The following is a 16201-nucleotide window of genomic DNA, read 5'->3' as shown; positions in this document are numbered from 1 at the left end:
ATGACTCCCGGTTCCTTTGTGAACCGGGTGTTTTTGTTTTGTCGGACGACGTCGGGCGCAAGACAGGCCGCCCGTCCCGACTCCCGCACCCCGGAGGACAATCCGTAATACGGACCTTTGTCCGGCAGCCCGAATGCAGGCGGAACGGAAGCGGGCAGAACGGAAGCCTGTTCGACCGCCATTGCGGCTTCCCGCCGGGAATCCCGCAAACCCGGCAAACAGCCGCAAAAAAAACGGGGCGGATGGAGAACCATCCGCCCCGTCGGGGTTATCTCATGCGGCAGACACCGCACGGAGAGTCATTACAACTTCGGGCCGGCAGCCACGAGGTTCTTGCCCTCCTCGTTGCCCGTGAACTTCTGGAAGTTCTTGATGAAGCGGCCGGCGAGGTCCTTGGCCTTCTCGTCCCACTGCGATGCATCGGCATACGTGTCGCGCGGATCGAGGATGTGCGAGTCAACACCCGGCAGCTCGGTGGGCACCTTGAAGTCGAAGACAGGGATCATCTTCGTAGGAGCCTTGTCGATCGAGCCGTCGAGGATGGCGTCGATGATGCCACGCGTATCCTTGATCGAGATACGCTTGCCGGTGCCGTTCCAACCCGTGTTCACGAGGTAGGCCTTGGCGCCCGACTTCTCCATCTTCTTGACCAGCTCCTGGCCGTACTTCGTCGGGTGCAGCGACAGGAAGGCGGCACCGAAGCAAGCCGAGAAAGTCGGCGTCGGCTCGGTGATACCACGCTCCGTACCGGCCAGCTTGGCGGTGAAGCCCGACAGGAAGTAGTACTTCGTCTGCTCCGGAGTCAGGATCGATACCGGGGGCAGCACGCCGAATGCATCGGCCGAGAGGAAGATCACCTTCTTGGCGGCCGGAGCCTTCGATACCGGCTTAACGATATTCTCGATGTGGAAGATCGGGTACGATACACGGGTGTTCTCCGTTACCGACTTGTCGGCGTAGTCGATCTTGCCCTTCTTGTCCACGGTTACGTTCTCCAGCAGGGCGTTGCGGCGGATGGCGTTCCAGATGTCGGGCTCGTTCTCCTTCGAGAGGTTGATCACCTTGGCGTAGCAGCCGCCCTCGAAGTTAAAGACGCCGTCGTCGTCCCATCCGTGCTCGTCGTCACCGATCAGCTGACGCTTCGGATCGGTCGACAGCGTGGTCTTGCCCGTTCCCGACAGACCGAAGAAGATGGCCGTTTCGCCCTTCTCGTTCGTGTTGGCCGAGCAGTGCATCGAAGCCATGCCCTTCAGCGGCAGCAGGTAGTTCATGTAGGAGAACATACCCTTCTTCATCTCACCGCCGTACCAGGTGTTGATGATCACCTGCATCTTCTCCGTGAGGTTGAAGACTACGGCCGTCTCCGAGTTCAGACCCAGCTCCTTGTAGTTCTTTACCTTGGCTTTCGAAGCGTTCAGCACCACGAAATCGGGCTCGCCGTACTTCTCCAGCTCCTCATCCGTCGGACGGATGAACATGTTCTTCACGAAGTGAGCCTGCCAGGCAACCTCCATGATGAAACGGATCTTCAGACGCGAGTTCTCGTTGGCGCCGCAGAACGTATCAACCACATAGAGCTTCTTGCCCGAGAGCTCCTCGGCTGCGATCTTCTTCAGCTCTTTCCAAGCCTTCTTCGTCACGGGCTTGTTATCGTTCTTGTACTCGTCGGAGGTCCACCAGATCGTATCCTTCGTGGTTTCGTCCATCACGAAGAACTTGTCCTTGGGCGAACGGCCCGTATAGACACCCGTCATTACGTTAACGGCTCCCGTCTCGGTCAACTGACCCTTCTCATACCCACGCAGGCCTTTCTTGGTCTCCTCACGGAACAGTTCGTCGTAGGAGGGATTGTACACGATCTCGGTTACGCCCGTGATCCCGTACTTTTTCAGATCCATTTTGTCCATAACTTATTTATTTTGATTAAACACCAAATCCTTAACCCAACGTCCGGGCAGCGTTGAAAATTGCCTTTTCGGACGGCACAAAGGTAAAAACTTTTTCCAGAATTGTGAAAAAAATAACAGCATAAATTACGAAAAAATTTTACGATCCCCGCCCGGCGACGGCGACGGGCGGCTCGCAGGTCCCCGGGAGTCGGAAGCCCTGACTCCGCAGGAGCGCTTCCGGGCGGGGTTTACAGTGCACGGCCGAGCCCGGCAGAAGTCCCGGCAAATGGCAGGACACCGTCCAGAAAGAGCGCGGCATGGACGGACGAGGCAAGCCCAGTTGCGATCCCGAAAAGCCACCGTCCAGATAGGGGGGGGAACAGAACAGCCGAAACCGGCGAAATGATACCGACTGCCCGGCTGCCGGAACGGTCGGGACAACAGGAACAGCACAAGCAACCGGAACACCCGAACCGTCGGGCAGCCGCACCTTTTTCGAAAGATCTCCTTTCCGATTTCAAAACGGAGGTTTTATCCGAAAAATAATTTCATTTCGAAAAAACGTTTCCCATGCCGAGAATTTTTGTATCTTTGGTTTGTTATGGCCGGACTCTACCTTCATATCCCCTTCTGCAAGCGCGTATGCGCCTACTGCGACTTCTTCAAGGAGGTCGGAACCCGCCGCATGGGCCCGCTCATCGAAGCCATGCACCGCGAAATGGAGTCCCGTCGCGACTATCTCGGCCAGGAAGCCGTCCGAACCCGCTATTTCGGCGGCGGAACCCCCTCGCTCTGCCCGCCCGACATGCTGAAAGGGCTCCTGGACCACGCCGCAGAGCTCTTCGACTGCTCGCAGGTCGAGGAGACCACCCTCGAAGCCAACCCCGATGACCTGACTCCCAAATACCTCGAAGCCCTGCGACGGGCCGGCATCGACCGTCTGTCGATCGGCATCCAGTCGTTCGACGACGCCTGCCTGCGGTTGATGAACCGCCGTCACACCGCCGCTCAAGCCGAAGAGGCTGTCCGGAACGCCCGCAAGGCCGGTTTCGAAAATATCACCGTCGATCTGATTTTCGGCGTGCCGGGTTTCGGCGGCGATTCGCTCCGCCGTTCGATCGACCGCACGCTGGAGCTCGGCGTCGAACACATCTCGGCCTATCACCTCACGATCGAACCCGGTACGGCCTTCGGCCGCCGGATGGAGCGCGGCGAGTTCGCCCCGGTGGACGAAACGGTCAGCGAAACGGAGTATGCGCTGGTTCACGAGCGACTCACCGGTGCCGGCTATGAGCACTACGAGGTTTCGAATTTCGCCCGTCCCGGGTTTCGAGCCCGCCACAACTCGGCCTACTGGCGCGGCGTCAAATACCTCGGAATCGGTCCGGCGGCCCACTCCTTCGACGGCCGCGAACGCCATTGGAACGCCTCGTCCGTCGACCGCTACCTCGCCGGCGAAGCCCCCGAAACGGAGATCCTCACCGACCGCGACCGTTTCAACGAGTATGTGATGACCCGGCTGCGCACGGCCGAGGGGATCGACCTCGGACAGGCCGAAGCCCTTTTCGGCCCCGATCGCACCGCCCGCATGCGCCATGAGGCCGAAGGCTGGATCCGGGCCGGAATCCTCCGCATCGAGGGGACGCAAATGGCCATTCCGGCCGAACGCATGCTCGTTTCGGACGCCGTCATCGAAGAGCTCTTCGAAACGTAAGCCAGCTTCGCAACCAAGTGAAACATAAATGTTAAGTTATTATTAAATATTTTTAGTAATTGATTTTTCAATTGTTTTATCTAAATATAAGTATTACCTTTGCGGCCGGATCCAAATCCGTTCGTCACGAATCAAACAAGCACAAATATGAGCAACGTTAAACACACTCCCGACTTCCTGTTCGAGGTAAGCTGGGAGGTATGCAACAAGGTGGGCGGAATCCACACCGTCATCTCGACCAAAGCACAGACCGTCACCCGAAAATTCGGCGACCGCTACCTCCTGCTCGGCCCCGATCTCTCGCACGAAGGCGTAAACCCCGAATTCGAGGAGGATCAGAACCTGCTCAAGGCCTGGCGCCAGGGCCTCTACAACGAGGGAATCCGCGTCCGCGCCGGACACTGGAAAATCAAGGGCGAACCCACGGTCCTGCTCGTCGACTTCTCGTCGCTGATCCCCCGCAAGGACGAAATCCTCAAGAGCCTCTGGGAATCCTACCACGTCGACTCGATCTCCGGTCAGTGGGACTACATCGAACCCGTCCTCTTCGGCTGGGCCGCCGGCGTGGTGATCGCCTCCTACGTCAAGAGCTTCGGCACGCCGACCGACCGCATCGCCGCCCACTTCCACGAGTGGCAGACCGCCGCCGGAGGACTCTACCTGCGCAACCATTCGCCCTACGTGGCCACGGTATTCACCACCCACGCCACCGTCATGGGCCGCTGCATCGCCGGAAACCGACTGCCGCTCTACAACTCGCTCACGAAACTCAACGCCGACGAGCTGGCCCGCCGCTTCAACGTCGTGGCCAAACACTCGATCGAAAAGATGGCCGCCACGTATCACGACGCCTTCCTCACCGTGAGCGACATCACGGCCAACGAATGCAAATACCTGCTCGGCCGCGAACCCGACGGCGTAACCCCCAACGGCTTCGAAAACGACTTCGCCTGGTCGGGCGACGAGTACTACGCCAAACGCGACGAGGCCCGCAAGGCCATGATCAACGTAGCCGAAGCCTGCCTGGGCGAAAAATTCGCCGAAGATCCGCTGATCGTCGGAACCAGCGGCCGCTACGAATTCCGCAACAAGGGCATCGACGTCTTCATCGAGTCGCTGAAGATCCTCGCCGAGTCGGACAAGCTCCAGCGCGAAATCCTCGCCTACATCACCGTGCCGGCCGGAAACCGCGGCCCGCGCGTCGACCTGCAGGCCCACCTGGCCGATCCGTCGAAACCCATCGACGCCTCGCAGTACAAATACTCGACCCACTATCTGGAGGACCAGACCTGGGACCCGATCGTCAACGCCCTGAAGGACAGCCCGCTGACCAAACCCGGTTCGAAGGTCAGGGTGATCTTCGTCCCCACGTACCTCAACCACAACGACGGCATCTTCAACAAGGACTACTACGAACTGCTCGTCGGCATGGACCTGACGGTCTTCCCCTCCTACTACGAACCGTGGGGCTACACCCCGCTGGAGTCGGTGGCCTTCTCCGTGCCCACGATCACCACGACACTCGCCGGGTTCGGCATGTGGGTCGACAAGCAGCGTGAACATGCCGGCGTGGAGGTCATCCGCCGCGACGACTACAACGACAAGGAGGTCGAGCAGAACATCGCCGACGCCCTGCTGCGCTTCTCGCAGCTCGACGAAAAACACGTCAACGAGATCCGCACCTCGGCCTACGAAATCTCCACGACGGCCCTCTGGGAGCACCTCTACGCCGCCTACGAACAGGCCTATTCCGAGGCGGTCGAGAGCTCGATCGTCCGCACCAACCGCGCCATGCTCGATGACGGCGGAGCCAAGACCGAACAGATCAACTTCGTGCGGCAGCAACTCTTCGTCGAGAAGCCCAACTGGAGCCGCATGATGGTCGACAAGACCCTGCCCAAGCGGCTGCATGCCCTCGAGGAGCTCTCGCGCAACCTCTGGTGGTGCTGGAACCCCGGCGCCCGCGACCTGTTCGAGAGCATCGATCCGACGCTCTGGGCCGAATGCGAGCGGAACCCCATCGCCCTTCTCGACAAGCTCAGCGTCGAGCGCATACGCGAACTCGAAAAGGATTCGAACTTCCTCGCCTTGCTCGATGCCGTGCACACCCAGTTCCGCGACTACATGAACGAGAAGCCCGACCCGAAGGCCACCTCGATCTCCTACTTCTCGATGGAGTACGGCCTGCACTCCTCGCTGAAGATCTATTCGGGAGGTCTGGGCATCCTGGCCGGAGACTATCTCAAGGAGGCTTCGGACCGCAACGTCCCGATGGCCGCCGTCGGACTGCTCTACCGCTACGGATACTTCACGCAGCGCCTCTCGGCCCAGGGTGCCCAGGAGGCCACCTATGAGGCCCAGAACTTCTACAAGCTGCCGATCTCGCCCGTGCGCGACGAGGCCGGAAACTGGATGACCATCTCGATCGCCTTCCCGGGACGTACGCTCCTGGCCCGCATCTGGAAATGCCAGGTCGGACGTACGGACCTCTACCTGCTCGACGCCGACATCGAGGACAACCTCGAGGAGGATCGTCAGGTGACCCACTACCTCTACGGCGGCGACTGGGAAAACCGTCTCAAGCAGGAGATCCTGCTCGGAATCGGCGGTATCCGCGCCCTGCGCAAACTCGGCATCAAGCACGACGTATACCACTGCAACGAGGGCCACGCCGCCTTCATCGGCATCGAGCGCATCCGCGACCTGGTCAACCACCGCAAGCTCTCCTTCTCGGAGGCCCTGGAGGTGGTCCGCTCGTCGTCGCTCTTCACGACCCACACCCCCGTGCCGGCCGGCCACGACGCTTTCCCCGAGTCGATGATCCGCCAGTACATGTCGCACTATCCCGACGTGCTGGGAATCACCTGGGAGCAGTACATCAACCTCGGCAAGACGAACCCCAACGATCCGAACGAAAAGTTCTCGATGTCGGTGCTGGCCTGCAACCTCTCGCAGGAGGTCAACGGCGTATCGTGGCTCCACGGCGAGGTCTCGAAGGAGATTCTCGGCAACATGTGGCCCGGATACTTCAAGAACGAACTCCACATCGGATACGTCACCAACGGCGTGCACTTCCCGACATGGATCGCCACGTCGCTGCGCCGCCTCTACGCCCGCTACTTCGCCGACGGATTCGAAGGTCATACCTATGACATCCCCGCCTGGCAGAAGGTGCACAACATCCCCGACGCCGAACTCTGGGAGGAGCGCATGAAGCTCAAGGACAAGCTCATCAAGCATATCCGCAAGCGTTACAGCGATCCCAAGCAGGTGCGTCTCGAATCGCCGCGCCAGATGCTGCAGGTCATCGAGGGGATCCGTCCTGACGTGCTGACCATCGGTTTCGCCCGCCGCTTCGCCACCTACAAGCGCGCCTACCTGCTCTTCACGAACCTCGACCGCCTCTCGGCCATCGTCAACAACAAGGAGCGCCCCGTACAGTTCATCTTCGCCGGCAAGGCGCACCCCAATGACAAGCCGGGTCAGGATCTGATCAAACGCATCGTCGAGGTGGCCGCCATGCCGCAGTTCGTGGGCAAGATCCTCTTCCTGCAGAACTATGACATGGAGCTGGCCCGCCGCATGGTTCAGGGCGTGGACGTATGGCTCAATACGCCGACCCGTCCGCTCGAGGCTTCGGGTACCTCGGGCGAAAAGTGCGTCATGAACGGCGTCATGCAGTTCTCGGTACTCGACGGATGGTGGGTCGAAGGCTACAAGGAGGGCGCCGGTTGGGCCCTGCCGATGGAGCGCACCTTCACCGACCAGCACTTCCAGGACGAACTCGACGCCGAGATGATCTACAACACCATCGAGGAGCAGATCGCCCCGAAATACTACAGCCGCGGCACGGACAACATCCCCCACGACTGGGTGGCCTCGATCAAGAAGTGCGTCGCCGACATCGCCTCGAACTTCACCACCAACCGCATGCTGATCGACTACGAGGAGCGGTTCTACAACAAACTTGCCGCCCGCAAGCACCTGATGGGCGCCGATTCCTACCGCATGGCCCGCGAAATCGCCGCCTGGAAACGCAAGGTCTCGGCCGCCTGGGACAAGGTGCATGCCGTCGACGTACAGCGCGTGAAGATCGACAAGGTGGCCGTCTATGTCGGTGAAAAGTACCACTTCTCGGTGACGGTCGACATCGCCAACCTCCGCCCCGAAGACATTGGCGTCGAGATGGTCCTCGCCCGTCAGATCGTCGGCGGTCAGTCGGTCAACGTCACCCGCACGATCCAGCTCGAACGCACCAAAATCGAAGGCAGTCAGGTCACCTATGCCCTGGACTACACCCCCGACGAGGCCGGCACGTTCGACGTGGCGCTGCGTATCTACCCCTCGAACCCCAATCTCCCCCACCGTATGGACTTTGCCCTCGTGAAGTGGGCCTGATAACAAAACGGGTCGGATTATTGGAGCGAAAAGTGTCGTTTTTCAGCAACAGAGTTGCCGATTTTCGAATTTTTCAATAACTTTAATGGACGAGAAAAAGCATTTTTTTAGCATATGTCAGCATTAACCTTCGACAAAAGCGAACTCGGAAACCTGGAGTACTCCCTCCAGCGCGAAATGCTCGCTACCGACCGAATCGGCGGATACATGAGCACGACGATCGTCTGCTGCAACACGCGCCGCTATCACGGACTGATGGTCGCCCCCATCGACACCAGCGACCGCACCTATGTGCTGCTGTCGGCACTCGACGAAACCATCATCCAGCACGACCAGTCCTTCAACCTGGCCCTCCACCGCTACAAGGGAACCTATGAGCCCCGCGGCCACAAGTACATCACCGATTTCGAGTACACGCCTACCCCCACGATCACCTATCGCGTCGGCGGCGTGATCCTCAAGAAGGAGATGCTCTGGATCCACAAGCGCACGCAGCTCATGATCCGCTACACGCTCGTGGATGCCCACTCCGAGACCCGGCTCCGCCTCCGCCCGTTCCTCGCTTTCCGCGACAAGCACGAGCTGACCCATGCCAACATGAAGGCCGACGGACACTCCTATCCCGCCGTCAACGGCGTCAAGTGCCGCCTCTACGGCTCGTTCCCCTGGCTCTACCTCCAGACCAACAAGCCCGACACGGAGTTCGTCCCGGCTCCCGACTGGTACTACAACTTCGAATACCTGCAGGATATCGCCCGCGGCTATGAGGGCCACGAGGATCTGATGACCACCGGATACTTCGAAACCGAACTCAAGAAGGGCGAAAGCATCATCTTCTCCGCCTCGCTCGACGAAATGGGCTCGACGAAGACCATCGACGAACTCTTCGCCGGCTCGATCGCCCGCCGTACCCACAAGATCGACTTCATCAGCTGCCTCGAACACTCGGCCCGTCAGTTCCTGATCCGCCGCCCGGGCAACCGCACCGAAGTCATCGCCGGGTACCCCTGGCACGGCGTCACGGGCCGCGAAACCTTCATCTCACTGCCCGGCATCACGCTGCGGCAGAACCACAAGGAGGATTGCATGGATGCCCTCGACACGCAGACCCGCAACCTCTGTCACGGCATGTTCTGCGGAGGCTTCTCGGCCGCCCAGGGCGCCGACACCCCGCTGTGGTTCTTCTGGACGCTGCAGCAGCTCGAACCCCAGATCGGCGCCAAGGCCCTCTGGGAGCGTTACGGCGAGACCATGAAGCAGATCCTCGAGGCCTACCGCGAAGGGGTGGCCGGCCGTGTCATCCTCAACGAGAACGGGCTCGTCTGGGCTTCGTGCGAAAGTCAGCCAATGACCTGGATGGACGCCATGATCGACGGAAAACCCGTCACCCCGCGAAACGGCTATCAGGTCGAGGTCAACGCCCTGTGGTACAACGCCCTCTGCTATACCCTGAAGCTGGCTGCCGAAAACGGCGACAAGAAGTTCGTCAAGGCCTGGGAGAAGCTCCCCGAAAAGACCAAGGCCGCATTCAACGAACTCTTTACGCTGCCCGAGGGCTATCTGGCCGACTACATCGGATTCGAAGGCCCGGCCCGGGAGATCCGCCCCAACATGATCATCGCCTGCGGCCTGCCCTTCAAGATGATCGACGAGCATACGCAGCTGGCCGTCATCCAGACCGTACGCCAGCACCTGCTCACCCCGAAGGGTCTGCGGACGCTCTCGCCCCGAAACCCCCTCTACAAGGGTTCGCAGGAGGGTTCGCCCCGCGAGCGCCAGTTCTCGGCCAAGAACGGTTCGGTATGGACCTGGCTGCTGGAGTTCTACGTACAGGCCTGCTTCGACATCAACGGCGACTCGTTCCTGCCCGAGGCCGAGGAGATTCTCGAAAACTTCAACGAGGACATCCAGACCTACGGAATCGGCTCGATCGGCGAACTGTTCGATGCCGATCCTCCCTACTCGCCGCGCGGCGCCATTTCGCAGGCGTGGAGCGTGGGGGCCGTCCTGGACATCTACGCCATGATCCAGGAGCGCAAGGCCCGGATGGCCGCCGAGCCCAAAAAGAAGAATACACGCAAAACGACCGCCAAAACGGCAGCCAAGGCCGCAGCCCAAACCACGGCAAAGGAGGCCGTAAAGAAAACTGAAGAGGTAAAAGAGGCAAAAACGGCTGAGGCCAAACCGGCCAAAAAGACGACCCGAAAGGCCGCAACCAGGAAGACGGCCGCAAAATAGCAGCCGCAGCCCGACGGTCCGGAAGAGATGAGACCCGAAAAGTCTTCCCGCGCTCATGTATCGCGGCACGGGTCTTCCGGACACCAGCCTGGGCCCTCACGGGATCGTATGCGATCACCGCGGGAGCAATGCAGAGAGTGAAAAGGTGTCCTCTACCCGGCGACGGCCATCACCCTCTCCTCGGACCAGAAGGGTGGAGAGACGGGATCCGCCGACGCAAAGAGAATGCCAAGTGCCAGAGAACCAGGGGGGGGGAAAAAAAAGCCGGACAAAAGCGTATACGCAACGATACACAGATAAAACAAGGAATATATGAAAGTATTAATGTTCGGATGGGAGTTCCCGCCCCATATTGCGGGCGGCTTGGGAACGGCCTGCTACGGAATGACCCGCGGTCTGGCTCGCAACGGTGTGGATGTGACCTTCGTGGTCCCGCACGCCTACGGCGACGAGGATCAGCGCTTCACCCACGTCCTGAATGCCAGTGAAGTCGAAGCCCTCTACGGTTCGACCGGCAGCGGTGCCGACGACATCCTCGAAAAGATGTCGTTCATCCACATCGACTCCAACATGGTCCCCTACATCTCCCCCGAAGAGTATCAGTCCTACCACGAACAGTATGTCAAGTCGGGTCAGCGGACCTGGTCGACAACCGACGCCTGGAAACAGCGTTACACCTTCTCGGGCAAGTACGGCGCCAATCTGATGGAAGAGGTCGCCCGCTACGCCGTCGTTGCGGCCCAGGTGGCCCACGACCTGGAGGGGCAGTTCGACGTCATCCACGCCCACGACTGGCTGACCTACTACGCCGGAATCGCCGCCAAGCGTATCTCCGGAAAACCGCTGGTCGTCCACATGCACGCCACGGAATTCGACCGCAGCGGCGAGAACATCAACACGCAGGTCTATGCCATCGAGCGCGCCGGCATGGAGGCCGCCGACCGCGTCATCGCCGTCTCGAACCTCACCCGCAACATCGTCATCAACCGCTACGGAATCCCGGCCGACAAGGTCGTGACGGTGCACAACGCCGTGCGTTTCGCCGAACACGAAACGGCGGTACCCGAACGCGGCGTGACGGACAAGATCGTCACCTTCCTCGGCCGAATCACCTATCAGAAGGGCCCCGACTACTTCGTCGAGGCGGCCGCCAAGGTCCTCAAACGCGTGCCCAACGTCCGCTTCGTGATGGCCGGATCGGGCGACATGATGAACCACATCGTCCGCCGCGTCGCACGCCTCGGAATCGCCGACCGCTTCCACTTCACCGGATTCCTCCGCGGCGAAGACGTCCACAAGATGTTCCAGCTGTCGGACGTCTACGTCATGCCTTCGGTCTCGGAGCCGTTCGGCATCTCGCCCCTCGAGGCCATGCGTTCGAACGTCCCGGTGATCATCTCCAAGCAGAGCGGTGTGGCCGAAGTGCTCGATTATGCCGTCAAGGTCGACTACTGGGATGTCGACGCCCTGGCCGATGCCATCTACGGTCTGATCGAATACCCGGCGCTGGCCAAAATGTTCGCGTCGAAAGGACTCGAAGAGGTGACGAACCTCAAGTGGAACGATGCCGCGGCCAAAATCAAGAAGGTCTACGAAGACGTCATCGAAGAGAACAAAAATCAATCAAAATAGACATTCACCAACATGAAAACCGTTTGCCTCTACTTTCAGGTACATCAGCCCTGGCGTCTGAAAAAGTACCGCTTCTTCAACATGGGCAAGGACCATAACTACCTGGATGACCTGCAGAACCGTGCCATCATGCAGAAGGTCGCCCGGCAGTGCTATCTGCCGATGAACGCCCTGCTGCTGAAGCTCATCAAGGAGAACAAGAGCAAGTTCCGCTGCTCGTTCTCGATCACCGGCAGCGCCATCGAGCAGATGAAGGCCTTCGCCCCCGAAGTCCTCGAGTCGTTCAAGGAGCTCGCCGCTACGGGATGCGTGGAGTTCCTGGCCGAAACCTACTCCCACTCGCTCGCCTCGCTCGCCTCAAAGGAGGATTTCGAAGAGCAGGTCAAACTCCACGTCAACCTCATCAAGAAGGAGTTCGGTGTCAAGCCCACCGCCTTCCGCAACACGGAGCTGATCTACTCGGACGAGATCGGCGCCATGGTCGCCGGCATGGGATTCCGCACGATGCTGGCCGAAGGCGCCAAGCACGTCCTGGGTTGGAAATCCCCCAACTACGTCTATGCCAACGCCATCGACCAGAAACTGCGCCTGCTGCTGCGCAACTACAAGCTCTCGGACGACATCGCCTTCCGCTTCTCGAACCGCAGCTGGGACCAGTGGCCGCTGACGGCCGACAAGTATGTCGGATGGCTCGCCTCGGAGGATACTCCCGGCGAGGTGATCAACCTCTTCATGGATTACGAAACCTTCGGTGAGCACCAGACGGCCGATACCGGCATCTTCGAGTTCATGCGTGCCCTGCCGAAGGCCATCCTGGCCAAGAAGAACGGACTCGAATTCGCGACCGTCACCGAAGCGGCCAAGAAACATCAACCCGTAGCCGTACTCCACTGCCCGCACGTGATGTCGTGGGCCGACGAGGAGCGTGACGTGACCGCATGGCTGGGCAACGAACTTCAGAACGAGGCCTTCTCGAAACTCTATGCCCAGAAGGAGAAGGTCAAGGCGCTGAAGAGTCCCGATTTCGACTACGTATGGAGCTTCATGCAGACCTCCGACCACTTCTATTATATGGCCACGAAGTGGCTCTCGGACGGCGACGTGCACTCCTACTTCAACCCCTATGACTCGGCTTACGATGCCTTCATCAACTACATGAACGTCCTCTCGGACTTTATCATCGAGTTGGATAAGGCGCTGGCCGTCAAAAATGCCAAAAAAGCATAAGAGGAAGGGGTCTTCACGCCGAACGAAAAAGGAGCTCGCAACTGACAGCGAGCTCTTTTTTTTGGAGGAGGGGGGGGGAGGGGCGCCACAGGTCGATGCTGGCGTCAGAAGGCTGAAGACAGCTGACAACCCATCGGGTGCAATCGGAAAGGAGAGCCGGAAAAAGGAGGAGCCGGAGAAGGATCCGGGAAAACGAGCTTCGGGAAGAGACAAAGAGCCCCCAAGGAGAAGGAAAGGACAGAAAAGACGGGGTCAGCCAACTGCAAGGTTGAAAAAGGACCACACCGGGGAGACCACACCGGCGAACAGTCTGACCAGTTGGGATCTGGCCAAATCGCCGTCCAAGATTGCACACTCCTCAATGACGGGCACGCTCCTCGAAAATCGAGGCTTTGTTGGCCTGAGCCCACTCCACCAGTCCGAAGATGTGGGGCAACAGACTCGATCCCCGCTCGGTGAGGCGGTACTCGACCCGCGGCGGGACCTCGGCAAAAACCTCGCGCGCGATCAGCCCGTCGGCCTCCAGCATCCGCAGCGTGACGGTCAGCATCCGGTGTGAAATATCCTCCAGCGAACGGTGAATCTCGTTGAAACGCATCGTTCCGTTGGCGTGCAGTGTCAGCAGAACGAGCATCGACCACTTGTCCCCGATCCGACTCAGAACATCCCGAACCGGACAACTCCCCGTGGGAGGAAATTTTTCCAACTTTTTTCCCGTCTCCATCCTGTTCTCTTTCAACAAAGGTTACATCCGTGTAACCTGCTAACAGGCAGGTGCGTTCTTGTTTATTTGAAAATGCGCCCCTACCTTTGCATACAAAGGTAAGAAACTTACGGAAAATAACCGACAAACCATTCAAAAAAGAGAAACATGGCCAAGAAAGTTGCAGTTGCAGCCGTCAATCCCGTAAACGGGATGGGGCTGTTCCAGTATCTGGAAGCATTTTATGAAAACAAGATTCCCTACAAGGTATTCGCCGTAGCCCCCACGCGGGAGATCCGCACCAACTCGGGCGTCACACTGACCGTCGACGGAGTGATCGCCGATCTGAAAGGACACGAGGAGGAGTACGATGCGTTGGTTTTCGCCTGCGGAGATGCCGTTCCGGTCTTCGCCCAGCACGCCTCGGATCCCTGGAATCAGGATCTGATGGCCGTTTTGAAGCGTTTCGGGGAGAAGGGCAAACTGATGATCGGCCACTGCGCCGCCGGACTGATGTTCGGATTCGCCGGCATCGCCGCCGGAAAACGCGTCGCCGTACATCCGATGGCCAAGGCCGGTGTGCAGGGGCCGATTGCCACCGACGCTCCGTCGGAGATCGACGGCAACTACTTCACCGCCCAGCAGGAGCACACCATTCCGACGATGATCGACCGCGTCATCGAGGCGTTGAAGTAGTTGTACAAAAAGGTCATCGGGCTGCCGGTCACAAACCGAGGGGGGGGGTGAGGCGGCCGAAAGGTCAGCCGGAAAAACGGCCCCGAGGAGAAGCCTCCGAAAGGACGGCAGAGAAAAGGAGTCCGGAAGAAAAACCCGCCCGAGAATTCCGGGACAGAAGGCCTGCCCAAAGAAAACGACCGCCGGAGAGACTCCGGCGGTCGTTTTGCCTGTTACAACGGTTCAAGCTCCGGGTCGTGGCTTCTCCCCGTTGGCTATCACTCCGATACGCGGCTCGATACTCCTGCGGCAGATCATTGCCCCGGCAAGCAGATCGCCGCTCCATTCGGGCAAATGAGCCGAACCGATCCTACGGCCGCACGTCCTGCGGCAGATCAGCACTCCGACAGACCGCCATCCCCACAGATCGCCGACCGCCCGGGCAAAAAAACGAAAGTATCCGATAACTGCCTCCTCGCCGTCTTACCGTCCTTACTGTCCTCGCCATCCTCGCCATCCTGCCGTCCTCACCGCCTTGCCGTCTCGGCGTCCTGCCGCTACGTTACCTCGGCGTCCCGCTACCCTTTGCGCTTGTAGCGCGAAGGCGAAGTGCCGGTATGCTGCTTGAAATACTTGCCGAAGAAGGATTGCGTCGAAAAGTTCAGGTGGTAGGCAATCTCCTGGATGCTCATCCCCGAATATTTCAACAGGGCCTTGGCCTCGAGGATCACCGATTCGTCGATCCACCGCGCCGCCGTCTTGCCGCTCACCTCCTTGACCACCGACGAAAGGTACTTCGGCGTGATGTTCAACTGCTTGGCGTAGAAGCTGACGTTGCGTTCGCGTTTGCTGTACTGCTGCAGCAGCGACATGAACTCGTCAAAAAGCACCTCGCAGCGCCCCTGCTTCATCTCACCGGGCTGCTCGCGCAGATTGATCTCCGTGATGATATAGAAAGCCGCGGTGAAGAGCGTACGGATGATCTCGTGACGGTAGCGCTCCTTGTCACTCAACAGCATCGTCTTGATCATCAGAAACAACTGCCGGATCTCGTCAACATCCTGCTGCGTCACCTCCAGCACCGGGGCTTTGCCAAAGCGCATGTAGACCGGAAGCGAAGTCGAGAGGTCAATCTGGATCTCGTTGACAAACGACTTGGAGAAGGCCAGCAGGTAGGCGGCGGCATTCGGCGAGCATTTCACCGTGCGGATGATCGAATCGGGATTGAAGAAGACGATCATATTGGGACGCACCGTATAGTTCTGCATGTCGATCGACACAACCGCTTCTCCGGAGATCATGATGATGGCCGTGAAGCCGTCGACCGTCGTCGGATAGTTGGCCGTAGTGTTCTTGTCGGCCGTCAGCGTCGTGATGACCAGATCGTCCGAAAGATAGAAGACATTGTTCATCTCCTTCTTGATCCGGGAGATGGAGACTTTATGAAGGCCTTCCCGTCCGCTGCCGCGCGTCGTTTTGCCATGTTCCGCCATAAGGTCGTGTTTTTTGACAAATATAGCATTTTACCGGGCGAAAAAGCAAATCAGGACATAAAAAAACACCCGAATGTGTAAAAAGTTGCAACAAGATCAAATTTTGCAAAATTGGCAAACCAAATCAGAATTGAATCGGATCATGGAAGAGACAGCAGGACGAAGATTTGCAGATCCCATCGGCCGTGAACCGGTCCCCGAAAAAGCAACCGGCCCCCCAAAAGCAACCGGC

At 59.2% G+C, this 16201-nt stretch carries 9 protein-coding genes; 6 read left to right on the top strand and 3 right to left on the bottom strand.

What is annotated here, in order from left to right; all coding sequences use genetic code 11:
* Positions 1 to 302: 302 nt before the first annotated feature.
* The gene (pckA, locus tag B5E60_RS09050; protein WP_087311188.1) at positions 303 to 1907 is read right to left on the bottom strand and encodes a phosphoenolpyruvate carboxykinase (ATP); all 1605 of its coding nucleotides are present in this window, start codon (positions 1905 to 1907) and stop codon (positions 303 to 305) included.
* Between the two features lie 583 nt (positions 1908 to 2490).
* Between pckA and hemW the strand changes: the two genes are divergently transcribed.
* The 5 genes from hemW to B5E60_RS09025 all read left to right on the top strand — a co-directional run bounded on the left by hemW (position 2491) and on the right by B5E60_RS09025 (position 13098).
* Positions 2491 to 3603, top strand: coding sequence for a radical SAM family heme chaperone HemW (gene hemW / locus B5E60_RS09045; RefSeq protein ID WP_087311187.1), 1113 nt, complete (start codon positions 2491 to 2493; stop codon positions 3601 to 3603).
* A gap of 147 nt (positions 3604 to 3750) precedes the next feature.
* Positions 3751 to 8001, top strand: a complete 4251-nt coding sequence (gene glgP / locus B5E60_RS09040; RefSeq protein WP_087311186.1) for an alpha-glucan family phosphorylase — start codon at positions 3751 to 3753, stop codon at positions 7999 to 8001.
* Positions 8002 to 8115: 114 nt separating this feature from the next.
* Positions 8116 to 10239, top strand: a complete 2124-nt coding sequence (locus B5E60_RS09035; RefSeq protein WP_087311185.1) for a glycogen debranching enzyme N-terminal domain-containing protein — start codon at positions 8116 to 8118, stop codon at positions 10237 to 10239.
* A gap of 312 nt (positions 10240 to 10551) precedes the next feature.
* On the top strand, positions 10552 to 11871 hold the full coding sequence (locus B5E60_RS09030) for a glycosyltransferase family 4 protein (protein WP_317125084.1): 1320 nt from the start codon (positions 10552 to 10554) through the stop codon (positions 11869 to 11871).
* A gap of 12 nt (positions 11872 to 11883) precedes the next feature.
* Positions 11884 to 13098, top strand: a complete 1215-nt coding sequence (locus tag B5E60_RS09025) for a glycoside hydrolase family 57 protein (protein ID WP_087311183.1) — start codon at positions 11884 to 11886, stop codon at positions 13096 to 13098.
* Between the two features lie 358 nt (positions 13099 to 13456).
* Here the strand turns inward: B5E60_RS09025 and B5E60_RS09020 are convergent, their stop codons facing one another.
* Positions 13457 to 13804, bottom strand: a complete 348-nt coding sequence (locus tag B5E60_RS09020; RefSeq protein ID WP_087311236.1) for a winged helix-turn-helix transcriptional regulator — start codon at positions 13802 to 13804, stop codon at positions 13457 to 13459.
* A 165-nt stretch (positions 13805 to 13969) separates the two neighbouring features.
* On the opposite strand from B5E60_RS09020, the gene B5E60_RS09015 reads away from it, so the two are divergent.
* Positions 13970 to 14497, top strand: coding sequence for a DJ-1/PfpI family protein (locus B5E60_RS09015; RefSeq protein WP_087311182.1), 528 nt, complete (start codon positions 13970 to 13972; stop codon positions 14495 to 14497).
* 557 nt (positions 14498 to 15054) lie between these two features.
* On the opposite strand, the gene B5E60_RS09010 is transcribed toward B5E60_RS09015, so the two are convergent.
* Positions 15055 to 15969 (bottom strand): AraC family transcriptional regulator, encoded by a 915-nt coding sequence (locus B5E60_RS09010; protein WP_087311181.1) that lies wholly within the window; start codon positions 15967 to 15969, stop codon positions 15055 to 15057.
* Positions 15970 to 16201: the final 232 nt, after the last annotated feature.

The sequence above is a fragment of the Alistipes sp. An116 genome (assembly GCF_002161005.1).
GTDB lineage: Bacteria > Bacteroidota > Bacteroidia > Bacteroidales > Rikenellaceae > Alistipes > Alistipes megaguti.
The sequence above is the reverse complement of the archived record's forward strand: the minus strand, read 5'-3'. Positions and strand labels throughout refer to the sequence as shown.